The 21,168-nt window shown below is 59.7% G+C and carries 25 protein-coding genes and 1 pseudogene; 13 read left to right on the plus strand and 13 right to left on the minus strand.

Annotated features, from left to right (window positions below):
* Positions 1-203: 203 nt before the first annotated feature.
* From NKI10_RS28230 to NKI10_RS28255, 6 genes are all read right to left on the minus strand, one after another.
* Positions 204-971 carry an NADH dehydrogenase ubiquinone Fe-S protein 4 gene (locus tag NKI10_RS28230; protein WP_352520024.1) on the minus strand — a complete coding sequence of 256 codons (768 nt, stop codon included), beginning with the start codon at positions 969-971 and terminating at the stop codon, positions 204-206.
* A 70-nt stretch (positions 972-1,041) separates the two neighbouring features.
* On the minus strand, positions 1,042-1,551 hold the full coding sequence (locus NKI10_RS28235) for an Hsp20/alpha crystallin family protein (RefSeq protein WP_352862420.1): 510 nt from the start codon (positions 1,549-1,551) through the stop codon (positions 1,042-1,044).
* Positions 1,552-1,625: 74 nt separating this feature from the next.
* A complete protein-coding gene (locus NKI10_RS28240; RefSeq protein WP_023672654.1) occupies positions 1,626-2,102 on the minus strand; it encodes an Hsp20 family protein in 477 nt (158 codons plus the stop codon).
* 241 nt (positions 2,103-2,343) lie between these two features.
* Positions 2,344-2,628 (minus strand): hypothetical protein, encoded by a 285-nt coding sequence (locus tag NKI10_RS28245; RefSeq protein ID WP_348626206.1) that lies wholly within the window; start codon positions 2,626-2,628, stop codon positions 2,344-2,346.
* A 1,063-nt stretch (positions 2,629-3,691) separates the two neighbouring features.
* Positions 3,692-3,895, minus strand: a complete 204-nt coding sequence (locus tag NKI10_RS28250; protein WP_023706890.1) for a hypothetical protein — start codon at positions 3,893-3,895, stop codon at positions 3,692-3,694.
* A 59-nt stretch (positions 3,896-3,954) separates the two neighbouring features.
* Positions 3,955-4,296 carry a hypothetical protein gene (locus NKI10_RS28255; protein ID WP_352862421.1) on the minus strand — a complete coding sequence of 114 codons (342 nt, stop codon included), beginning with the start codon at positions 4,294-4,296 and terminating at the stop codon, positions 3,955-3,957.
* A gap of 86 nt (positions 4,297-4,382) precedes the next feature.
* Between NKI10_RS28255 and NKI10_RS28260 the strand changes: the two genes are divergently transcribed.
* The 3 genes from NKI10_RS28260 to NKI10_RS28270 all read left to right on the plus strand — a co-directional run bounded on the left by NKI10_RS28260 (position 4,383) and on the right by NKI10_RS28270 (position 6,746).
* Complete coding sequence (locus NKI10_RS28260) at positions 4,383-4,580, plus strand: hypothetical protein (RefSeq protein WP_352862422.1); 198 nt, start codon at positions 4,383-4,385, stop codon at positions 4,578-4,580.
* 501 nt (positions 4,581-5,081) lie between these two features.
* Positions 5,082-5,513: a hypothetical protein gene (locus NKI10_RS28265; protein ID WP_352862423.1), complete on the plus strand. Its 432-nt coding sequence runs from the start codon at positions 5,082-5,084 to the stop codon at positions 5,511-5,513.
* Positions 5,514-6,254: 741 nt separating this feature from the next.
* Positions 6,255-6,746, plus strand: a complete 492-nt coding sequence (locus NKI10_RS28270; RefSeq protein WP_352862424.1) for a hypothetical protein — start codon at positions 6,255-6,257, stop codon at positions 6,744-6,746.
* Between the two features lie 357 nt (positions 6,747-7,103).
* Here the strand turns inward: NKI10_RS28270 and NKI10_RS28275 are convergent, their stop codons facing one another.
* Complete coding sequence (locus tag NKI10_RS28275) at positions 7,104-7,400, minus strand: hypothetical protein (RefSeq protein ID WP_352862425.1); 297 nt, start codon at positions 7,398-7,400, stop codon at positions 7,104-7,106.
* 634 nt (positions 7,401-8,034) lie between these two features.
* Between NKI10_RS28275 and NKI10_RS28280 the strand changes: the two genes are divergently transcribed.
* The gene (locus NKI10_RS28280) at positions 8,035-8,259 is read left to right on the plus strand and encodes a hypothetical protein (protein ID WP_352862426.1); all 225 of its coding nucleotides are present in this window, start codon (positions 8,035-8,037) and stop codon (positions 8,257-8,259) included.
* Between the two features lie 188 nt (positions 8,260-8,447).
* Here NKI10_RS28280 and NKI10_RS28285 read toward each other — a convergent pair whose 3' ends face one another.
* Positions 8,448-8,633, minus strand: coding sequence for a hypothetical protein (locus NKI10_RS28285; RefSeq protein WP_352862427.1), 186 nt, complete (start codon positions 8,631-8,633; stop codon positions 8,448-8,450).
* 286 nt (positions 8,634-8,919) lie between these two features.
* Here NKI10_RS28285 and NKI10_RS28290 point away from each other — a divergent pair, with 286 nt between their 5' ends.
* A complete protein-coding gene (locus NKI10_RS28290) occupies positions 8,920-9,159 on the plus strand; it encodes an exopolysaccharide production repressor protein (protein WP_023706903.1) in 240 nt (79 codons plus the stop codon).
* A gap of 701 nt (positions 9,160-9,860) precedes the next feature.
* Here the strand turns inward: NKI10_RS28290 and NKI10_RS28295 are convergent.
* Entirely contained in the window at positions 9,861-10,076 is a 216-nt protein-coding gene (locus NKI10_RS28295) for a DUF1127 domain-containing protein (RefSeq protein WP_023748441.1), read from the minus strand.
* Between the two features lie 778 nt (positions 10,077-10,854).
* On the opposite strand from NKI10_RS28295, the gene NKI10_RS28300 reads away from it, so the two are divergent.
* From NKI10_RS28300 to NKI10_RS28335, 8 genes and pseudogenes are all read left to right on the plus strand, one after another.
* On the plus strand, positions 10,855-11,790 hold the full coding sequence (locus tag NKI10_RS28300; protein ID WP_352862428.1) for a type II and III secretion system protein family protein: 936 nt from the start codon (positions 10,855-10,857) through the stop codon (positions 11,788-11,790).
* Positions 11,791-11,794: 4 nt separating this feature from the next.
* A complete protein-coding gene (locus tag NKI10_RS28305; RefSeq protein WP_352862429.1) occupies positions 11,795-12,076 on the plus strand; it encodes a hypothetical protein in 282 nt (93 codons plus the stop codon).
* Positions 12,077-12,146: 70 nt separating this feature from the next.
* Positions 12,147-12,413, plus strand: coding sequence for a TadE/TadG family type IV pilus assembly protein (locus NKI10_RS28310; RefSeq protein WP_352862430.1), 267 nt, complete (start codon positions 12,147-12,149; stop codon positions 12,411-12,413).
* On the plus strand, positions 12,334-12,765 hold the full coding sequence (locus NKI10_RS28315) for a hypothetical protein (protein WP_352862431.1): 432 nt from the start codon (positions 12,334-12,336) through the stop codon (positions 12,763-12,765). Before NKI10_RS28310 ends, NKI10_RS28315 begins: the two co-directional genes overlap by 80 nt.
* 279 nt (positions 12,766-13,044) lie before the next feature.
* Positions 13,045-13,467 carry a hypothetical protein gene (locus NKI10_RS28320; protein ID WP_352862432.1) on the plus strand — a complete coding sequence of 141 codons (423 nt, stop codon included), beginning with the start codon at positions 13,045-13,047 and terminating at the stop codon, positions 13,465-13,467.
* Positions 13,468-13,472: 5 nt separating this feature from the next.
* Complete coding sequence (locus NKI10_RS28325; protein WP_023706912.1) at positions 13,473-13,715, plus strand: TadE/TadG family type IV pilus assembly protein; 243 nt, start codon at positions 13,473-13,475, stop codon at positions 13,713-13,715.
* A gap of 293 nt (positions 13,716-14,008) precedes the next feature.
* Positions 14,009-14,512 carry a TadE/TadG family type IV pilus assembly protein gene (locus NKI10_RS28330; protein WP_352862433.1) on the plus strand — a complete coding sequence of 168 codons (504 nt, stop codon included), beginning with the start codon at positions 14,009-14,011 and terminating at the stop codon, positions 14,510-14,512.
* Positions 14,513-14,650: 138 nt separating this feature from the next.
* A pseudogene (locus tag NKI10_RS28335) lies at positions 14,651-14,953 on the plus strand (AIPR family protein); the annotation flags it as partial.
* A 77-nt stretch (positions 14,954-15,030) separates the two neighbouring features.
* On the opposite strand, the gene NKI10_RS28340 reads toward NKI10_RS28335, so the two are convergent.
* From NKI10_RS28340 to NKI10_RS28355, 4 genes are all read right to left on the minus strand, one after another.
* Entirely contained in the window at positions 15,031-15,249 is a 219-nt protein-coding gene (locus NKI10_RS28340) for a conjugal transfer protein TraD (protein WP_352862434.1), read from the minus strand.
* 287 nt (positions 15,250-15,536) lie between these two features.
* Positions 15,537-16,874 carry an HlyD family type I secretion periplasmic adaptor subunit gene (locus NKI10_RS28345; RefSeq protein WP_352841284.1) on the minus strand — a complete coding sequence of 446 codons (1,338 nt, stop codon included), beginning with the start codon at positions 16,872-16,874 and terminating at the stop codon, positions 15,537-15,539.
* Between the two features lie 19 nt (positions 16,875-16,893).
* Entirely contained in the window at positions 16,894-18,594 is a 1,701-nt protein-coding gene (locus NKI10_RS28350) for a type I secretion system permease/ATPase (RefSeq protein WP_352862435.1), read from the minus strand.
* 173 nt (positions 18,595-18,767) lie between these two features.
* On the minus strand, positions 18,768-21,168 hold a 2,401-nt coding region (locus tag NKI10_RS28355; RefSeq protein WP_352862436.1), incomplete at its 5' end, for an Ig-like domain-containing protein.

Below are 21,168 nucleotides of genomic sequence, written 5' to 3' on the forward strand. Positions count from 1 at the left end.
AGGAACCTCTGTCGCCAATTCATTGGAGTCCATATCAGCGCGATCCTAACAACTGGGCCGAGTTCTGCCGAGGCGCAATCGGGCGCCCACGCATTGGGAAAGTTGTCGGCGCGCGCCCGCCCGCTGCCGCGACCGCAAGCGGGAAGGGTTTCGGGATGGTCCGTTGGGCGTCGAAGACGATCAGTGGGTTCCTTCTTGCCTTATCATGCGGCTATCCGGGAGTGCACCGGGCTGGTCCTGGTCTGGAAGCCCCGGTTTCGGACTTCCAAGGCCAGCAAGGCGAGTTCGACCTCGTCCAATCGCGACGGGCGTGCATTTTCCGGCATGCCTTCGGCGGTGGCCAGGTCGATCAGGTACTCGTTCCAGGCCCAGTTCTTGAGCACAGCGCGTTTCTCGTCGGGTGCGAGCACCGGGTCATCCACAACCTCCATCGGAGAGGCGTAGAATGTCTCCGGCTCGGAAAGCGCCGTCTGTATGTGCGCTGCCTGTGCGCCGGCGCCATAGCCGTGGCTTGCCTGGAGCCAAGCCAACTGCAGCCGCTGCCAAACCAGGTCGGAAAAGGCCTGTTTCTCCTCCGATGCATGCTGGCGCGTGACCTTGGCCTGGGAAGCAGGAGGTGCAGCCTGCACGACATAGTTGAGGCCTTGACGCTCGGCATAACGGATCGCCGCTTCCAGCGTCGGAAAGTTCAGTTCAACCTGGGTCAGGGTGTCCCGGCCACCGGTATAGCCCATCAGCGGCTCGATGAACGGGGCTGTGCGGCGTTCGAAGACCAATCGCCAGGCCTTGCGGGGCTTTGCCGAGGTCATGGCCGGGCGGCATGGCTGGTAGATCCGCGCCGTTGCGCCGTCCGGAAACACTGACCGTCCCATTGACAAAGCCGGCCCGTCTAGACGAGGCCGATTGTCATTGTCCGGCCGGACGGACGTCTTGGTTAGGTTTCTGTTGTCGCTGCTTTGAACTGTCTCCATTGCCTGTCCTTCCCGTTATGAAGGGTCGCACGGGCAGCGGCCGTAAGGGCCGCCACCCATACTGCATCCGTCAGTTCTTCCCGTTGATTGCGATCCGCTTGGCCTTCGCCTGCGCCCGCTCGGTCTTGGGCAACGTCACGGTCAGCACCCCGTTCTTGAAGGCGGCGTTGACCTTGTCTTCTTCAACCTCGTAGCCGAGCGGAATGAGGCGCTCGAAGCGACCGTAGAAGCGCTCGGAGAACTGCCGGTCCTTGTCCTCGGTCTCGGAACGCTTCTCGCCTTTAAGCTTGAGCGCCCCATTTTCCAGCAGGACTTCTATGTCGCTCTCGTCCAGGCCAGGTATTTCCGCCATGACGCGGACTTCCTTGTCCGTGTCGGAGATTTCGACACTCGGCCAACTGGCGGCGAAAGAGGGACCGAAGGCCGGCAGTCTGGCGCCAAAGCTGCGGAAGGCGTCATCGAACAGCCGGTTTACCTCCCGGTGGAGGGAGACGAAGGGGTCTCGATCTCCGTCGGGGAAGAGACTGGGCGCCGAGTTTCCGTTGCCCCGGCCCCAGGGGATCAAGTCACGTACGCTCATTGTCTTTCTCCTTTCGTAGGTCTCTGAGCCGGACGGGACGCCCGGCTCAAGCGAAAGCCTTCATAGTGGATTGCTCAGGCGGCCAGCTTGTCGGTCTCGATCTTGGGAGCCTCGATCTTCGGCATGGGAGCCCCGCTGGAGATTTCGATCTTGCGCGGTTTCATCTCCTCGGGAACCTCGCGCTTGAGATCGATGCTCAGCAGCCCGTTCTCAAGGCTGGCGCCCTCGACTTTGACATGATCGGCCAGTTCGAACCGACGCTCGAAAGCGCGCCCGTTGATGCCGCGATAGAGATACTGGCCGTTCTCATCGCCGGATTGCGACCCGCTCAGAACCAGCATGTTGGGCTGGTGGGTGACGGTCAGCTGGTCCTGCGGGAAACCGGCGACCGCCATCGTTATGCGATACTGATCATCATCAACCTTGGCGATATCGTAGGGCGGCCAGTTGTCGAACGAGGCCACACGGCTCGCACTTTCAAGCATGTCGACCATGCGGTCGAAGCCGATGCTGGACCGGTATAGAGGGGTAAAATCGAGGTTTGTCTTCATAGCCACATCCTCCTTTGAGCAACATGGACAACAGAAGGCGCCCAAGAGCCTTGCCGCCTCCTGGTGTTGCCGGCCCCATTGGGCGGCCGGCGACCATCAATTTAGAATCGCGACTTGCACCTTCAAGAGCAAGAATAGGAAAATTTTCATCGGCAATCTGGGCGAACGCACCAATGCCACCCCTTCCGCCGGCGGGGTCACTCGCCGACGGGTCCATGGTGCAAGAACAACTACGTCGCCCTTAAATCCGATCGACGAATGGTACGAACGCGGCCACTGCCGCGCTGTCACTGCAGTCAGGACCGGCACGCTCATCCGATTGATCCAACTGTTGCAACGCATCCATGATCGTGTCGAAGCTGACCGGTTCACCCGCTCGCGGCAGCATGCGAAGCGCTGGCACGGATTCTACGGCGCAGGCATCCGATGCCCATGGCGAAAGAATGGCGCGCTTCTCCTGATCGTCCAGGGCAACATCGGCCAAAACGTCGTGGGGATGTTTGAAATGCCGCGCCGGATGCAGCAAGCGGTCCAGAAAACGTCAGGGCCCCACGGGTTCAATCGATGCAAAATAGCTCGAAATGGGTCCTTCCATGGATGGTCCTCCGCTTCAGACAATCTCATGCGTGTTTGGCGGCTCTCGCCAGCGGCTGTCGCGATCACGACCAGGCAGATCATCCAGGAACGACGCTCAACGACTTTCCCTAGGTGATGTCGATACCGAGACTCATCGTCCGGCACCCTGGGCGGCTCGATCACGACCGATGCGAACGAGCCGTTCGCGATCGAGGGTGGCGATGCTGCACTTCCCCAGATGTTCGGAGCATAGCGAGGGCTGCGGCCTTGGAGCGGCGAGGGGACTTGCCTACATCGCACATGTCGTCGATATGGAGGTCGATGAGTTCGCCGAAGGCTTCAGGCGCGCTAACAGGGCTTTGTCGGCGTCTCACTGCGATCGACTTGGTGTCGGTGCCCCGGCGCCGCGCAACGTCGCGTTGCAGGAAGGTCTTGCTGACGCAGCGTGTGCGGCAGGTTCTAAGGTTCTGATGTTAAACAGATGCTGAAAATCAAATCAAATGTTTATGAGGGTTCGTGTGCAAATACTGCACACGCAAGTTCCGCTTCTCTTCTTTTTTCGTTCCTACGAGGGAGCTGCCGAAAGGCCTTTTCGGACCCTCTTTTGCCGACGATACTATCCGCTCCAATGCGAATGCTCACCAGGATGTCCGTGAACCTGATTGTTGTCTGCGGCGTCCAGTTTGCGTCGTTTGCGTCGTCCAGTTTGTTGGGGGTCCTGGAAGCTTTTCGAGCTTTCTGCGTCGCGGGTCAGCCCGAATTGCGCTTGCTTATGGACTCGTTAAGCCTGTGGTCGGGAGGCTCGGACCGCACCGGCCCACGATATCGCGTCGGCGGCGCCGCACCTATTAGATCGCTTATGGCTGGCTGCTGCTCAACAGGGCGAACGTCTACGACGCCCGCCTTCCGCATGAGCCAGGCAGGACACAGTTCCTTCAGTACCGATTTGAGATAGTCGACCATGCAAAGGCAACGCGCGTTGCCGCCTGCCGGTTCCGCCGCCGACTTGGCGCTCACATACCGAGCGTTTGAGTGCTTCCGACAGGTCGAGCCGCCTCAGCGAACAACTCAGCCGCTGCTTGCACCTTATCGGCAGCCTCTTCGACCCGATCGAAGCGCGTCAACACACGACATTGGAGCATCGACAACCGCGCCGCATGGTAAAGCTCGCTGCGCTTGTGACCGTCCAAGTCCAAGGATTGAAACAGCATCGTCATGGCGAAACCCCTCCCTCCGGTGCCCGGCTCTCGTCGAAGGCCGGGCCGTTAGACTGCGATCAATAGTCGGTGTCATAATCGCTGTTGTCGTCCTGCTGAATGACGACGTGACGGCGGTGATGCATCGTACGGTTGATCGATCCGGTGACCACAAAGTCGCTGGACCGGTGATGATGCCGGCGCCAGGCGCGCTCGCCATTGTCGTAAAACGCCTGCTCGCCATGATGGCGGCGATGGAGACGGTGTCCGTTCCGATAGATGACCACACGGTCGTTATTGTTGTCGTCCCAATAATGGCGGTGGTGATGTCGCTGGGTCTGGACGACGATGCCTTCTTCTGCGGACGCGACCGCAGGCGCAGCCAAGCAAAGCGTCAATGCGCCAAGGATGATGGTCTTCATTTCGAGTTCTCCAAAAACCTAAAACGCCCTTCGGTAAGGAAACTTTGCTCAACGACTTTGGTTCCGGCATCGATCGAGACGTGCCCATGAGCACCGTGCGCAAACTCGCAGCGATCAGACGCCAACTCGCGCAAATAGCGGCGCTCGTCGCTGAGATCGAAACGGAGTTCGAGGATCGGAGTTCTGGAGATTGGGTCGAGACGGCGGTTGCCGCCGAGGCTCTCGGCGAGAAGATCGGAAAGGTTTCGGCCGGCGCGTCGGCGGCAGATGGAAAGCCGAGGTAGCGGCTATGCGGGAATATTTTCGGCAAACGTGACAAACGCGACGGGACGCATCGCGCTTGCGATGGACATAATGGCAATGAACATCGCTGCCAAGATATCTCGCTCTTCGAAAACGGCCAGCGCCGCTTACTTCAGATCAGCACTGAAGCTCCCGAGACCGACCTCGGAATTCGTCGCGGCGGAAATGCCTACCGCAAAGAACCGACGCTCGGCCGAGTCTGAGCGGCAGGCTCGAAGCACTGAAGATCGAAGCCAACATCGACAACCCTGCCACGGCGAAGATTCCGACGCCCGGCACCGATTCCTTCAAGGACCAGACCGGCGGCGGCCGGCACTTCGAGAAGATTGGGGTCACCAGTGCGCAGTCGGCCGTTACAACTGCAGGTCCAATCAGCCGGACATGCGCCGATTTCAACGGCATCACCAGCCAACTGATAGGCGCGAGCATCTCCAATTTCGTGAGGCTGTCGTCCGGCTTTGTGATCTGTTCGGGCTACATCGATGCCATCAACACCAACAACACCAACAACACTGGCGCAGGCAACGCCGCTAACAATGACATCCTATGGGGTGACGACGCTGGTTATTTGCAAATGGCACTTCTATCCCGGGGCCCATTGGCCAAGGATCGAATTTCGTGTCGTACCCTTGGCAGGTTCCCAGTACTGCCATTTCGACCGGCGTGCCTGTGGTGACGACATGGCGCCACGAAGGCGGGAGCCTCTATTCTCCGTCAATGGCGGCATCGAGGCGTCCGTGGCGTCGGGTAATACCATCAACGGTTTGACGACGCGCAAGATGTGCCTCGGCAAATCGGTTGGCGGCTATCTCGACCGCAAGATTTTTGAGCTTGCAACCTTCTCGACGGTACCGAGCGCACCCGAGAGGGACACCGTCATTGCCGATTTCATGGCCCACATCGGTGCAGTCTGATGGTTGCGGCAACCTTCTGGCCATGATGTGCAACCAATCGCGATGCGCTAGTTTATGAGTTTGAAGCCTGCGACTAGACCCACGCTGCGTTCAATCTGGGCAGTGTACAGCCCTTTGTTCGCCACGTTGTCCCAGATGTAGAACACGGCGACAGCGGCAAGGATCAACAGAAATATTCGCATGATCTGCGCCTCGGTAACGTGGTTTGCCCACGGCGCCTTAAGCGAGTTGAAGGTTTCGGCCCGAGTCCGCGCGCATCCTCAACACCAGCAGGCGCGTCGCTGCGAATGGCGTCAAAACAATAAGCGCCATCGTGGTGTTGACTAAGAGCGACAGCAAACAGATCGAGCTTTGGGCGTAGCAAACGGATTCCATGACGTTCCCCTTTCCATCGTTACTGGTGGCCTCCGTGCGGCAAGAATGATCCTGGTTCACGAGAAATACAAGCAGTTGCTAATACGTTGATATTTCCCCTAGGGTTGGGGCAACGATGCGAAATCGACGCCGGTCAGTTGTTTGGATAGCGATTGCCCTTGTCCTGGCGGCGTTGGCGATCACGGCGGCGATCATTGGCTTTCAGAATTTACGGCGCTCGTCACCGATCATGGTCTCGGCTGTCTCGGCCTTTAATAATGGGGGCTCGTCCCTGGCCCCACGGTTAAGGCGCCCTCGAAAAACCTTGGTGCTGTTGCTACCGGTAGGGATATCTGGCTCGAAGTCTCATGGAAGTTTTTCGGGGAGTTGCGGACGCTGGATACCGTAACTGTCGGCGACCTTCGGGCAAGGCGCCTGGTGCGCAGTCATGATGTGCCCTCAAGCGCCAATTCCGAGATCTGGCTCATATCAGCCGGCAGCGGCGACATATTGGAAAACACAACGTCGACCGACATCGGGTTCACTTTTGATGGCGGCAACCCGTCTGTCACGGCGCAGATTTACAGAGTGGTTGGAGCTTCTGAGATACCTGCCGCGATAGCTGCAGAAAGCGGCGACAGGATTACCATCACCATTCCAGCCGATGGCATCGCTTTTATCTCGCTCATCGCTTCCGGCACCACCTCCGGGTCCATGAGCAATGTCACCGAAGATTTTAGTGCCCTTTGTGGAAAGGATTTCCTTGGCATCCATGCATCAACAAGTTCGACCTCCGCTGAATCAGAGACTGCTACGTTTTCGGGAAACTCAACGGCAGATTTTGCTGCTGTCGCACTTAAGTCGGCCGCAGCGAGATAGCTAACCAGCCAGCGCCATTCCAAAGCAAACGCCTAGGCCGACAGCGAGGCCAAGGAACAGCTTGGCGGCAAGATCGAGGGCGAAGGCGCGGACTGGGCGCCACACGTCTGAGCGGGGCTCTCTGAGGGCGTTGGCGATATCATCGAACACCGTCTCCATGGAATGATTCTAAATCGGAACTCCGGGAATGGATCCTCAGTTTGTTCCACTGTCGCCCCATTGGGCAACCTGCACGGTTCGCCCGAAACCGTGCAGGCAGCAAAGGTGGCTTAACGCACCACTCTGAAGCCAGTCGACTCCAGCGACGCTAGTGCCGTCTCTGCAAAGGTCGCGCAATTGTCCAAAGGATCATTGTTTTCATAGAGCGTTGGCTTCATAGGCTGCTGCTATGCCTTCAAAAATGGCGGTTAGAACTTGGTCGCGGCCTCTGGCGGCGTCAGCGGCCGGTTCAACAGTCATCTTTGGTGTTTCTGGGTGTTTGCCTTCCATGAGGAACTCGAGGAGCGCCGACACCAGCCACTCGGTGCTGTCCCTGTCCAGGGTCCCGCGAGACTCGGCCGGGCTCGCATCACCTCGCCGGTCGGTGCGAGCCCACAATCGCGGCCATCTGGTCCGCTGCTTGAGCTTGGGCTTCATCAGAATGAAGGGCGACATGGTTCGTCCGAATGTAGAAATTTGCGTTGGGGGGAGGTGAGAATGAGGCTACCAGGAAATGTGTTGGCTGGGAGAACGCAGAGGTGCAGTGCGGTCCGCGAAAGCGATCAATGAGGTTGAATGCACAGAACGTGCCGCCAAGACAGCCAGGTTGAAATCGCTACGCTTGGGTCAGATCTTGCCAGAGGCCGACCCGCACTTTTCGTTCAACGAGGAACTCGACTGCTCGGTACTTGTCGCGGTGCTGGCTCGGGAACCGCATAATTATCCAAAGCGGCCCGAATCCCATTCTTTCCGGCGGCTGCCCCTGCGACGAGGCCTTTGATCTCCTCAAGCAGCGCCGTTAGGCTTTGTCAACAATCGGCTTTTTTCGCCGTGGCGACCCCACATGGCTCTCAACAACGCGCACGTGCTCGGCGTCGACAGTCACCAGTGGCCAGAGGCTGACGGTTACCTTGTCGCCGTCGATGCGCGTGACCGGGCCGACTAATTCCATATGCTGGCCGATCACGGCCTTCGAAGTCGAATCGACAACCGAATGCGGGAAGTCATAGGAGGAATCGTCACGCTTATGCGATCGGGTATCACCCGGCCCGGGGCGGGTGCGGCGTCAAGGATGAGAGGTTGCTAATAAATGAGCGTCCGTGGCCTGAAGTTTCTCGACAAGTGGGTAGCCAAACAACTGCCCATTGTGGGGCGGGGAGACCCCATCTCGGTTGGCGACTTGAAAGACCAGTTGATGACAGCTGCCGAGAAGGCCGGCATTCCTGCCGACCAGATCAACGGCGAGCTTGAAAGCGTCTTCGAATTGATTATCGAAGTGAATCGTCGTGGCGCCGAAAGGGCGGACTTAGCCTGAAGGCTTCCCCGACGTGCCGGCATGTTCTACATGCCGGACTGCCTGACAAGGGGCTCGCTTACCTAACCGGCCAGCGCCACGCCAATGCCATCTCAGAGCAAATGTAGATCGAAACCGCGAATCCGTGAATCCCCGGTTTGTTCTGGTCATGGCTTCTGCGCCGGTCCGGTCACACAGCGCTGGTGCGTTCACCCCTCCGGCTGGGTAGGGTCCGGTTCTTGGTGCCGCTCTCGTTGTTTTTCGAGGAACAGCTTGGCGAGTTCGCCCCACTCAGGATGATCCGTGGCTTTATGCTCTTCTACGAACTCGAGGAAAGCCTTGCGCAAAGCGTCAAGGTCGAAAACCCCAAGATGCTCGCCCATACCGTCGTCCATGCCCACGCCTCTCGAGGGTATTAGCTTGTCCTCTCGTTTGAGCCTTCAAGAGGGATCCCCTGAGTTTCGGCTTGGGATCGCCTACATGGTTAATTGCGTGATCGCTAATATGATCATATGCGGGGGGCTGGATCTTCCCGCGCGGTGGCCGGTGCGGCCCCCACACCCAAAGACTGCAGCGGCCATTTCTATGGATGGGTAGCGCTAGCCGATGCGACATCATGCTGCAGCGATATTTTAGAATCAGCTAATTGCGCAATCGCTAAATTAATGAAATGCGTGAGGAATGTATTTTCCACAGTTTCTGGTCGGCATGTCTGCCACTGCGATCATTGTGGCGATCTGGACCTACATCGAAGCCGGTTCAATTTGGACCGCGCTCGGCTGTGCGGTCCTTGCGCTGATCGTTCTGCAAGTCGGGTACGCCGGGCTGGTCGTTTGCTTGATATACTGGCGATCATCGGAAGCGGCTGACTCAACTAGTCGAATTTCGGTCGCTGCTCAAGAGAACGTCGACGGCATCTGATAGCCCGCGACCGTCTCGGCACGGTCACAACCTCTTTCTCACTGGCCTTTGCAAGCCGAACGCCGCCCTTCCGAACCTTTGCCGTCACAACAACTGCCTCGCCTTTGTTCTGTTCGGCAGAGCGAACCGCGAACCATTCGGCGATGTCGCGGTCTATAAACAGATACCCCACGCTGCCCCAGCGGCAATCAAGCCGCGAGCCCAAGGGGGGCAATCTCAATGTTGAAGAATATCGCCGCTTCGGCGGATGGCGAAGCTTTGCCTACAAACGTGGTCTCAATGCCGTGGCCCTGGGGCAGCAGTTTTGCCTCGCAGTGCCGCCAGCAAGTGGGCCTACAACGTGTTTGCGGTGACAGACACCTACCCCGAGCTTCGGGCTGAAAGCCTTATCATTGATCCAGACGCGGAACTGGAGGACGGGTGCGTTGTGGTCGCTATGTTTGGAGGCGGTCATCGCAACCCATGAGCTGGCGCAACAATCACGGGCGAGGCTATGGGGGTCGCTTTGCCGCCAAGGGAAGTCTGCACGAGACGTTCCTTCTCGATTCCCTGGTGTGCGGACGAGGGCCATCTTCTTGCATTCGCATCCTCGGCCGGGTGTTCGGCTACCGGCGCTTCCCGCGCTACAGAACCTGGAACGATCCAGTTTAATTCTCGAATAATTTGGCTCGCTGCCTCACGGTGGCGGGCTTTTTTGTTGCTCAGCCCCAACGTCTCGACGCCGGGCTGCGGAACGCAAACGTCGTGATGTCGTCACGGGAAATCCCGATGTCGCTGAGCATGTCGTCTGGTGACGCGCTCAACTCGTCCGTTGCCTTCAACAGCGCCTTCTGCTCGGCTCGATGACGGACCCAATCGGCAAGGGGACCAACTGCGACAAGAGGAAGATTCACAAGCATAGGAAGGTTCACAAGCATCGTACCACTCCCTTTACCGCTGCAGGAAACTGTACGTAGCCTACGCCGACACGTCGATGCGTCTGTGACAAACCTCACAGATCGATCCGAACGGGCAAAAACTGCCCGGATGCCTGACGGTGGCGGGCTTTTCATATATTAGCAATGCATAAAATTCGAGAAGGTTCATGGCATGGTTGTTAGCAAACTCGGTGCTATCGTGCGACGCAGGGCTCGGTGGATGGTGTGCTGGAATGCGCGGGGCTGGATGGATCAGGGGTCTGATGGAAGCTGACGCTCGCGATCTGCGGAGCGAGATCAGTCGGCTCCAAATAGACTTGATCGCTGCCGCCAACTCTCAGGGTAAATCCAGGCTGCATGACGTCGCGCACACACTGCGATGCCAGAAGGCGCGGCTGGAACGTCTGGAGGAGTGCCTCGCTTCAATGACGTCGAATGTCCGGCCAGAGGCATCCGCAACCCCGCCCCATGAAGGCCGGCCGTAAAAGGCAGCTCATCATTTCCGAAAGAGAACCCGCTGCCTCAGGTGGCGGGCTTTTTATTGCTCAGCCCCTACGTCTCGACGCCGGGCTGCGGAACGCAAACGTCGTGATGTCGTCACGGGAAATCCCGATGTCGCCGAGCACGTCGTCTGGTGACTGGCTCAACCCGTCCGTTGCCTTCAACAGCGCCTTCTGCTCGGCTCGATGACCCACCCAATCGGCAAGGGGAGCAACGGCGACAAGAGGAAGATTCACAAGCATAGGAAGGTCCCGACGCCATCATCAATTCCGTCATTGTGGATGATAGCCAGCAGGTCAATCTCGAGGTCCGCGTGCTGGAAGCCAAGCGCAATGCTGGCCGCGACCTCGGTGTGTCGATCAAGAGCACAAATCGCAGCGGCACGACCCGTACAGGCACGCGCGTTGCTGCCGTCGACGAAGATGATGTGGTGCTGGGGCCCGGCAGCCTGATCACCGGCCTGCTGTCGAACACCAATCCCTTCGCGGCGCTGATCACCCGCGTCATCGACAGCAACATCAAGGTCGACCTGATCATTGAAGCGCTTGAGGCCAAGGGGGTCGTGCGCACGCTGGCAGAACCCAATCTCACCACTCTGTCCGGTGAGCCAGCCAGCTTCAACGCCGGCGGCGAAGTGCCTATCCGTGTCGTGGGCAATGATGGCCAGATAACCATCACGTACAAGCAATTTGGCGTAAATCTGCTGTTCACGCCAGTCGTACTCGACGACGGCAAGATCCATATGAAGCTGGCGCCGGAAGTGAGCGACCTCACCGGTTTCACCACCGCCGGCGACCCGATCTTCACCAACCGCAAGCTGGAAACCGTCGTCGAACTCCGCGACGGCCAGAGCTTCGCGGTCGGCGGGCTCCTGTCCAGCAAGACCACCAAGCTGCAGAACCAGGTGCCGTGGCTGGGCCAGGTGCCGGTCATCGGTGCGCTGTTCCGCAATTCGAGCAACCAGAAGGAAGAGACCGAACTGGTGGTTATCGTCACGCCGCACATCGTCCGGCCGGTGAAGCCTGGCGAGCAGCTGGCGACCCCGTTCGACAAGACACGGCCGGCCAATGACCCGGAGTTCTTCATCCTTGGTCAGCTCGAGGTGAACAAGGACATGATCCGAAAATATGAAACGGGCGACGGCGTCACCGGCCCCTATGGCCACATGCTGGACTTCAAATCGAAGGACAAGATGCTCTATGTCAAGAAATAGCGCCTTGATCCTCTTTCTGTGCGCCGGCGCCCTATCGGGCTGCGCTGCGGACTATCTGAACCACTACGACACGGTCACCCTGGCCGCCGGCGACACGCAAAAATTCAATTCGCTGCTGCAGACGGTCGATCCGTTCAATCCGAACTCGAAGAACACACATATCGAAGGCGACGGCACGCGGGCTGCGCTTGTTGCCCAGAGCTACAAATTTCCACCGCCACCACCGCCACCGCCTGCGATAACGGTCAATGTCGGCGGGTCGGGTGTGACCAACGGAGCGAATTGAACAGAAGGATGCGGTTGCGTTGCGCTGGGTGAGCGAGGGCCCTGGTGCAAAGGAAGCAGAGAGTAAGGTCATGTTGGGGACCATTAGGGCGTTCTGGAATGATCAACGCGGCATAGCGATGATCCTTGTCGCAATCATGCTGCCTGTGCTCGTTGGCTTCGCGCTTCTGGCGATCGACATGAGCCGGGCCAATAGTCTTCACAACGATATGCAGAAAGGCGCCGATGCATTTGTGCTGGCGGCAGCGGCCGAGCTGGATGGCAATACGGATTACCAGGGCCAACCGGGCTCGCGACAATCTTCTGAAGACAAATGCCACGAAATTTTCTACCGCTGACTATCACAAGCTGGTTCCCGCCGACCTGACCGTCACCTACCTGTCCGGCATTCCCGCCAGTGACAGCATCGGGCTCAACGCCGCCGGCGTGGACGAAAACGGCGTTAACTGGAGCACCACAGATCCGAAGGCGGCGAGATTCGCTGAGGTAACCGTCAACTCCATCGCGTTTGCTACAATCTTCCCGGCGAGTTTTGTCGGAAGCAATGACACCATGAACCGGCAGACGCAGGCGGTGGCACGGTTTAACAACGCCCTGTGTCAATTCACACCGATGTTCATTTGCAATCCCTATACGTCTATCGGCGCTCTCCAGACAGCCGTGTCGGGAACCACTAAGCCGATGATTTGACTGAAGGAGCAGACCGGCGGCTCCAGCGCACAATATGGTCCCGGCAACTATGGGTTCTTGTCATCGCCGCAGGGCGACAAATCGACGGCCACGCTTACTGAAATGTTCGCGGTGACCAGCCCGCCTGCCTGCTATAGTCAGAACGGCGTAAAAAGCCCGCCCGGGCAACATTCCTCCAGTAAATGCCGGAATCAACACCCGTTTCGACATTTACGACAATGGCGAGCCATATAAGACCGATCCCACACCTAACCCGCCGGCGCCCATTCGCAGGCAGGCGTGCTGGGCGATGGCAGCTGGGACTTCGCAGGTTACTGGACCGTCAACCATGGGAGCGCCAGCACTGCCGGGGTGATTACCTCGTGCGGCGCAAATCCCAGCGGATACTGTGTCTACAAGTTTGAAATTGCCAATCCCGCCCTGAAGAGCGGGCAGGAGGCGACTGCCCCTCAGTGCAACACGACGACGCAGGGTGCCGACAGAAGACTGCTTTACGTGGCAATCATCGACTGCGTGGCCAACACAGTCCAAGGTGGTGGGCAGACTTTGCCAGTGCAGGCTTTTGCCAACGTGTTCGTAACCGAGCCGGCGGGCGGTGTGCCCAACGCCGACATTTACGGCGAGACCGAGGACATCAGCACGGTCGTCGGTCAGAATACGCTGAAGAAGCTTCAGCGCAATGAAGCCCAGCTCTACCGGTAGAGCAGATGATCAGGCTTAGGCAAATCACCCGGCGTTTCAGAGGCGACGAGAACGGCGCTGCACTGGTCGAGGTGGCGCTCATCGTACCCTTAATGCTGCTTTTGTCGGCGGGTGTGTTCGAATTGTCCAACATCCTGAACACGCGCCTTCTGCTCGAGGCTGGTGTAGAGGACGGCGCGCGTTACGTGGCCCGCTGTAACGACAGCAACTGGGCCAATGCGTTACCCTGGGAACGAACCTGGCTGTAAATGGCACTGTGACCGGCAGCATCGCGAGGGTAAAAGGCTGGACCAATGGACAGGTCACGGTCACCAAGAGTTTCGCTGACGCGGTCGATGTCTCCACTGGCACCGAACTATACCTCAGCAGCACCAGCACATTGGATGTCGTAGAGGTCAGCACTTCATTCCCATACAGCGATCTAGGGCTTTGGAGCTATCTGGGCTTCCGGGCTCTCACAATAACCGTGTCGCATCAGGAGCGAGTCTTCGGATGGTGACGGCTAAGACAAAATTCGGCGCGGATCAGTCCGCGCGCTACAATGGTTGAAATGGCCGTTGCCATGCCGTTGCTGCTGACGCTGCTGCTCGGCTTTGTCGACTTTGGCTATCTCTTGTACCAATGGAACGCGGGCAACAAGGCCGTACAGATGGGCGCCATACTGGCGCAGGTTTCGACGCCGGTCGCGAGTGGGATAGGGTGCGAAAATCGTAAAGTCCCCCTTCATTGGTACCTAGTCAAGCTCTCGACCAGCACCGTCTTTAGCTCTTCCCCGATGCCTGTCCGGCGGCGATGCGGATCGCATTGGCCGGGCGATCGAAGAGCGATCCATGTGGACTTCCGCGAGCTGGGCGCTTTGCTCAGATGTGTCATCGCCAGCCAGCCGAACAGCGGATACGGCTGCCTTCTCACAATGATGCCGGGCAATCTGCTGGTCGAGATGTACCGGCTACATGGCCCCAGGCTGCTCGAGCGGAACGTCCGCAGTTTCCTTCAGCTCAAGGGCAAGGTGAATCAAGTCATCCGGAAAACGATCCATCGATGAGCCTCAGATGTTCCTCGCGTTCGACAATGGCCTGGCTGTCACGGCGACCGGTCTTCGCATTCTGGATCATGGCGATGGCACGGCAGATCTCCTGGCAGCCGACGACTTCCGGATCGTCAACGGCGGCAGACGACCGGTTCGATCTTCCGCGCGTGGCGCAAGGAGGATGTGGACGCGAGCCGCCTCCAAGTGCCGCTCAAGATTATCGAGATTCTGGACGATGGTGACATCGAGGAGATCGCGCCGCGCATCTCCCAGTCGGCCAACAATCAGAACAAGGTCGACATGGCCGACTTCTCGTCCAATCATCCCTTCCACCGACGGATGCAGGAGCTTTCGGGTCGATCTGGGCGCCCCCGGCGGGCGGTATGCAACGTCAGTCACGCTGGTTCTAGGAACGTGCGCGCGGTAGCGACGAAAGCTTCCTGCGCAGGCGTTTGACTGCGGCGTCGGCGCTGGCGCACCGGAGAAGTCTGCTGTTCGGGCTTCGTGCCGGCCGCTGCTCGCGCCAACTGTGGCTAAGTTCGCCGTCCCATCCGCTCGTCACGCCCTTCAGCATCGAACGCCTGGCTACCCTTCTCAGTCCATAATCGTTGTGCTTGCTCGCCTTCTGGGCTCTGGACCTTCGCGGTCATCCAGAGCATCGCGCCGTAGTTGGCAGCGCGATCGTAGTTGGTCAGATCAACGATGCCTGCCTTGACGAGGAGGCCGATCGGTAATGCGATGGATTTTTGCACGAACATACACGAACAAACATATTAATTCGTGTTGCAGCCATGTTGCAGGGACAGCAAGGAATGGGCCGAGACATGCCCGGAAAGAAAGGATTTAAGCGACACAGAGCCGGAAAGTTCGTGCAACATGGAACTACCCCAACCATAATCGCCAGAAATCGAAATAAGCTCCCGGATGGGTTGGGCCGCCTTGGAGATGGCGCAGACCATCGAATAAGATGGGTCTCGCCACCTACCTTGGACCGCGTCCGCAAATTGAAAAAACGCGAATATGTTGGGCGCGAAGCTCGTTACTTCTGGCGAAACGCGGAGTGGAACGACACAACCAGGGGGCCTAAAATGTAGTCCAGTGCGGTGCGTTCCTCGGTGACGATCATGACTGACGCCGGCATGCCCGGATAAAGCGCAATCTGTGGGGCCCCGGCCAATTCCGCGGGATCGACCGCTACGTCGGCAAGATAGTAGGGAAGCCCGGTCTTGCTGTCGGTGACGCGATCCGCCGAAATGCGGGTGACCCGTCCATGAATGACCGGTATCGAACGCTGCTTGTAGGACGTGAACCGGACCTCGGCCGTCATGTCGGCGCGCAGGCTGGATATGTCCTCGACCTTCACCTGCGCCTGAACGATCAACGAATTCCTAGTCGGCACGATGTCGAGGATGGTCTGGCCGGGGGCGACGATCGCGCCGGTCGAGAAAACGGTGAGATTCATCACCTGGCCGTCATAGGGCGCCCGCACTTCGGCGCGGTCGACCGTGGCCTGCGCGGCGAACATTTTCGGTACCAGGTCGGCGAGGTTGGACTGGGCGTCGATCAGCATGGTTGAGAGTTTTGCGCGGCGCTCGTTGGTGAGCTGCGCAATCTGGCTTTCAAGCTCGGCCTTACTCTGGCGGTTTCCGGCTATATCGCCGAGAGTCTGGTCGATCAGGCCCTGCAGGTCGGAGGCGGAGCGGTCGAGCTCCAGGACACGCGTGCGCGTTGTCAGGCCGGCCTTCAGCAACTTGTTGAGGCCTGCCTTTTCATCAATTGTCGACTTGAGCTGCGCACGAAAAGATTCGACGCGCGCCTGCTTTCCATCGATCTGCTCGTCGAGTTCGGCTATCCGTTTCTGCAGGATCTGCTTGGCACCGGCCATCGAGGCGCGCTGGCTCCCGAGGTCGGCAATTTGGTTGGTCATCGCGTCCTGCAGATAGGCCTGGTGCTCAGCGGTGATGTCCTTCGGAAAGGCGACTGCCTCATGGCCGTCGAGCTCTGCACGAATGCGGGCATCGGTAGCGCGCAACAACGCATATTGCTGCGAATAGAGGTTGAATTCGGAACGGGCGTGCGTGTCGTCGAGCACCACCAGCACATCGCCTGCCTTGACGATGTCGCCATCCTTGACGCGGATCTCCTTCACCGTGCCGCCGTCGAAATGCTGTACGCTCTTTCGATTGCCTTCCACCTTGACGATGGCGTCGGCGAGCACGGCGCCGTTCAGCGGGGCAAAAGCCGCCCAGCCGCCGAAGATACCGAAGAAGGCAATGATGATCAGCAGGCCGACAGAGGCCGGCACCCGGATCGAATCCGGGGCCAGGATACCGGTTTCGCCGGACAGGCTCCGGTAGGTGAGGGCGCCGTCGCTCATCGATCTCTCCGGCCACAGCTCATTGGGTTGCCACCGCCATTGGAGCCGCGCGCTGGTTGAGCAGCGCCACGATCTCGTTTCTCATGCCGAAGGCCTCGACGGCGCCATCGCGCAACAAAAGGATCTTGTCGACATTGGCCAAGGTCGAAGGCCGGTGCGAGACGATGATCACTGTGCTGCCGCGGCGCTTGAGCTCGATCGCGCACTCGCTCAGCGCGCGGTCGCCATCGGCGTCGAGATTGGAGCTCGGCTCGTCGAGAATGATCAGGTTCGGCGTCCCGAATACCGCACGAGCAAGAGCAATCCGCTGCCGATATCCTCCCGACAGCACTGCGCCGCCTTCGCCGATCTGGGTCTCGTAGCCCTGCGGCAGCCGAATGATCATCTCGTGAACGCCGGCGAGCCGCGCGGCGGCTATCACCTCCTGGTCGACATTGGTCTTGAAGCGGCCGATGTTGGCGGCGACCGTATCGGCGAAGAGTTCGATATCCTGCGGCAGGTAGCCGATGTGGTCGCCGAGCGCGTCGTGCCCCCACTGCGACAGGTCGGCCCCGTCCAGCCTGACGGTGCCGCGGCTGGGTTGCATGACGCCCGCGAGATGACGCGCTAGCGTCGACTTGCCGGCGCCGGAAGGGCCGACGATTCCCAGCGCCTCGCCTGCGTCCAGCCGGAATGATACGTCGCGGAGAAGCACTTTCTGCTGGCTGGCAATTGCAAAGCTGACCTGCTCGACCGAAACCTTGCCGGTGGGCTTCGGCAGGTTGAAAGATCTTTCGTTAAGCGCCCCCCCGTCGACCAGCTTCTCGACCCTTGCCAACGCCGCCCGGGCCAGGATCAGGCTGCGCCAAAGGCCGACGATCTGCTCGACCGGCTGTAGCCCCCGGCCCAGCAAGAGGCTCGCCGCAAACATGGTGCCGCCGGTGATCTGCCGCTCGATCACCAGATAGGCGCCGAGGCCGAGGATCAGCGACTGCATGGTGAGCCGCAGGAACCGGATCAGGCCGGACATCAGGGCGGCGCGATCGCTTGCCTCCGCTTGGCGCCGCAGCGCCAGGTTGCGGTCGCGTCCCCAGCGGCGGATGAGACCGTCGATCATCCCCATGGCGCGAACGACTTCCGAGTTTCTGAGGCTCATTTCGGTAAAGTTATAGTTGGTCGTCGCCAGATCATTGGCCTGCTTCAGCGGCGAACGCACGATATACTCGTTGAGCACGGCCATGGCGATCAAGAGCAGCGAGCAGCCCAGTGCGAAGAAGCCGAGCCACGGATGCAGCAGGAAGATGATGCCGATGTAGATGGGTGACCATGGCAGGTCGAACAGGGCGTGGATGCCGCTGCCGGTTATCACCTGCCTGAACGTGTCGAAGTCGCGGATAGGCTGGCTTTGCGAGGAGCCCGGCGATGGGGTCTCGACCGACGCGGCCAGGATCTTTGCCGACAGCAGCCGGTCGAGCCGCGCACTGGCACGCGTCAGAATGGAGGCACGCACCAGATCGAGGCCGGCCAACGAAAGGAAGGCCGCTAGCAACACCAAGGTCAGCATCACCAGCGTGGTTTCGCTGCCGCTGGTGACGACCCGGTCGTAGATCTGCAGCATGTAAAGCGGGGACGCGAGATAGAGCAGATTGATCGCCAGACTGAATGCCGCCGCAACCAGGAAATAGCGGCGGCATGCGCGAAGCGCGTCCTTCACGATCTTGGATTTGTTGTCGAGACTCAAATACCCAGCGGAAAACCGCCCCCCTGTCCACGCCCGGAACCGATACTACTCCTGATCGTCCAACCGGCCACGTGGTCCCTTCCTATTCCTGCCGTAAACCTTAATTCGTAAGCTGAATCAGGAGCCCGCAGCATGAGGAGAGCCACGGCTGTCCGCGCGGCTCTCCTTTTGGTTCACATCACAAAGTCGCTCACTTGCACCACCGTCCTGCCGGTGCCGTCGTCGGCAAGTGTGAAGCTGTGGGCATCGTAGACGCCGAGCAGGTGGAGCGTGGCGTTGTGCGTGCCGTCCGTGACGGTCAACGTTCCCCCGGCGCCGTCGAGGTCCGCCTGATAGGCAGCGGACGTTCCGGTGCCGAACAGGATGTCTTCAAGGTTCACCTTGTCGTCATTGGTGATGCCGGCGATGCTTCCGCTGAAATCGAAGGAATCGTCCAGCTGCAATGTGCCGGCAGCATTCGCCGCGAACGTGACGTCGGTTGAAGAGGCCGCACCGAACTCCAGCTTCGACAGATTGCCGATGGTGGCATCGCCGTCGCCAGTGACCTGGCCGTTGATGTCAATGTTACCGCCATTGGCCCAGATCATGCCGGAATTCGCCAGCCCGCCGGTGATCGTAAGGCCGCCGGAGCCGGTTGCCTCCAGCGTTCCCGAATTGACGACGACGCTGCCTCCGGTATCGATGACCAGCGCGTTCGAGCCGGTGGCGATGATGGTGCCGCTGTTGTCGAGACTGAGCATCCCGCCGCCCAGCTGACCGGCCCCCGAGATCGTGTTGTCGACATTGACCAGGGTGACGCCCGGCCCCGTGCCGGAGATGATATTGGCGGCGCTGTCGGACAGCAGGACATGCCCGCCACCCTGCAGGGTCACGCCATGCTGGATGACCTGCAGCAGCGTATCGCCGCCGCTAGAGTCGAGCGAGATGAGGCCGCTGTTGTTGATCGTGCCGCTCAGTGGCAGCAGAGCGCCGTCGCCGATCGTCATGGTGCCTGAATTGTTGACCACCGGCGTCTGGTCGAAGACGAAATTGCCGGTGTTGAGCGCCGAGGAGTGCACCCCCTCAAGGGTGATCGACTGCCCGTCGCCGAGTGCGATCACCGCGTTGCCGTTGGCATCGTCGGCGATATGCGCCTGGAGGTCGGCAAAGTCTGCCAATCCGTTGTAGCCGATGAGGTCGATCTGGTCGGCCGCGGCGTCGAAATTATGCACCGTGTCGGCGCCGATCGGCTGCGAGAAGACGAAGAGATCGTTGCCGCTCGAGCCAGTCAGCACGTCGTCACCCGACCAGGCGAAGATCGGCGAGCCCGGTGCGTAGGCTTCGACATTGTCGGCGATCGACATGTTTCCCGTCGTGCCGTCTGCGTTGGTCCAATTCATCGAGACGTCGAGCACCGCCGCCCCCGCGAAATCGGCAGGCGTGGTGACCGTCAGCCCGTGCAGGTCGTTGGTCTGTATAGTCCAACTGCCGTCGGCGTTGTGGGTTGCGCCGTCGATGGTCCAGCCGGAAGGCACATCCTTCACCGTGACGGTGATCAGCGCGCCGCCATGTGACGGATCGGTGAGGGCGAGGTTGATAGCCTCGCCGGCGACGCCGGCGGGGTTGAGGGGTCCTAGACTCCCTGCAGCGCCCGGGTTAAGCGCCGAGTCCGTATAGCTACCTGCTATCACGTCAACCTTTACAGAGCCGTTAGCGGTTCTAGTTAAGGTCGCTGTCCAAGTATCACCGTCTACGTGAATAATGTTGCTGAGCGTGCTGCGTGTCAATGTAACATCGGTCGCGCTGCTGGGGTCGAAGCCAGTCACTGTTTCACTAAATTGGAACGTTACTGTGGAGGTATTGCCAATCGTATTACCCAGTGGAGTACTGGTTATTGTTACAGTCGGTGGCGTCGAGTCAGCGGTGTTGACGGTATAGTTAACAGAGTTGCTTGAAGCAGTCGGGGCGTTGCCAGCCGGGTCCTGCCATACCGTACCCACCGTAATGACGTTCGTAGTGTCAGTGATCGACGCCAGCGGCGTCAAAGTGGCGGTGAAAACTTTCGAATTGGCCGTAGCTGTAATCGTGCCCAAGGTTGCGCTGGTGGTGTCATAGGTAACGTCCGCTGCAGTGAAGTTCGACGGTACCTCACTGAAGGTAAAGGTCACCGTCGCGACATCGCCGGCCGTGAGCGCGGTGTCATTGATTCCAATGGAGACCGTCGGCGCGACGGTGTCGACCGTCATGCTCAGCTGCGTGGCGGCGGTGTTGTTGTTGCCCGCCGCGTCGGTGAAGCCGCCGCCCGCCACATTGACAGTGGCGGTGGTGGTGCTGCCGGGGGTGGGCGTGAAGTCGGCGGTGTAGCTGGTGCCGCTGCCGGCAAAATTGCTCAGCGTGCCGCCGGCGACGGCGACGTCGTCGCTGCCGAAGCTGGTCGACGCCTCGCTCAAGGTGAAGGTCAGGTGCGCGACATCGCCGATCTTCAGGGCGCTGTCGTCGGTGCCGATCACGACCGTCGGCGCGACGGTGTCGACCGTCATGCTCAGCTGCGTGGCGGCGGTGTTGTTGTTGCCCGCCGCGTCGGTGAAGCCGCCG

It is taken from the genome of Mesorhizobium sp. M0802 (genome assembly GCF_040320115.1).
GTDB lineage: Bacteria > Pseudomonadota > Alphaproteobacteria > Rhizobiales > Rhizobiaceae > Mesorhizobium.

Bases quoted from the DNA above. Each gene is read 5' to 3' on its own strand.
- NKI10_RS28240 (WP_023672654.1), bottom strand. From the start codon at position 2,102: ATGAAGACAAACCTCGATTTTACCCCTCTATACCGGTCCAGCATCGGC.
- NKI10_RS28330 (WP_352862433.1), top strand. From the start codon at position 14,009: ATGGTTGAAATGGCCGTTGCCATGCCGTTGCTGCTGACGCTGCTGCTC.
- NKI10_RS28260 (WP_352862422.1), top strand. From the start codon at position 4,383: ATGAGCACCGTGCGCAAACTCGCAGCGATCAGACGCCAACTCGCGCAA.
- NKI10_RS28250 (WP_023706890.1), bottom strand. From the start codon at position 3,895: ATGACGATGCTGTTTCAATCCTTGGACTTGGACGGTCACAAGCGCAGC.
- NKI10_RS28290 (WP_023706903.1), top strand. From the start codon at position 8,920: ATGTATTTTCCACAGTTTCTGGTCGGCATGTCTGCCACTGCGATCATT.
- NKI10_RS28235 (WP_352862420.1), bottom strand. From the start codon at position 1,551: ATGAGCGTACGTGACTTGATCCCCTGGGGCCGGGGCAACGGAAACTCG.
- NKI10_RS28315 (WP_352862431.1), top strand. From the start codon at position 12,334: ATGGCAATACGGATTACCAGGGCCAACCGGGCTCGCGACAATCTTCTG.
- NKI10_RS28310 (WP_352862430.1), top strand. From the start codon at position 12,147: ATGTTGGGGACCATTAGGGCGTTCTGGAATGATCAACGCGGCATAGCG.
- NKI10_RS28265 (WP_352862423.1), top strand. From the start codon at position 5,082: ATGCCATCAACACCAACAACACCAACAACACTGGCGCAGGCAACGCCG.
- NKI10_RS28280 (WP_352862426.1), top strand. From the start codon at position 8,035: ATGAGCGTCCGTGGCCTGAAGTTTCTCGACAAGTGGGTAGCCAAACAA.
- NKI10_RS28255 (WP_352862421.1), bottom strand. From the start codon at position 4,296: ATGAAGACCATCATCCTTGGCGCATTGACGCTTTGCTTGGCTGCGCCT.
- NKI10_RS28325 (WP_023706912.1), top strand. From the start codon at position 13,473: ATGATCAGGCTTAGGCAAATCACCCGGCGTTTCAGAGGCGACGAGAAC.
- NKI10_RS28295 (WP_023748441.1), bottom strand. From the start codon at position 10,076: ATGCTTGTGAACCTTCCTATGCTTGTGAATCTTCCTCTTGTCGCAGTT.
- NKI10_RS28285 (WP_352862427.1), bottom strand. From the start codon at position 8,633: ATGGACGACGGTATGGGCGAGCATCTTGGGGTTTTCGACCTTGACGCT.
- NKI10_RS28275 (WP_352862425.1), bottom strand. From the start codon at position 7,400: ATGTCGCCCTTCATTCTGATGAAGCCCAAGCTCAAGCAGCGGACCAGA.
- NKI10_RS28345 (WP_352841284.1), bottom strand. From the start codon at position 16,874: ATGAGCGACGGCGCCCTCACCTACCGGAGCCTGTCCGGCGAAACCGGT.
- NKI10_RS28230 (WP_352520024.1), bottom strand. From the start codon at position 971: ATGGAGACAGTTCAAAGCAGCGACAACAGAAACCTAACCAAGACGTCC.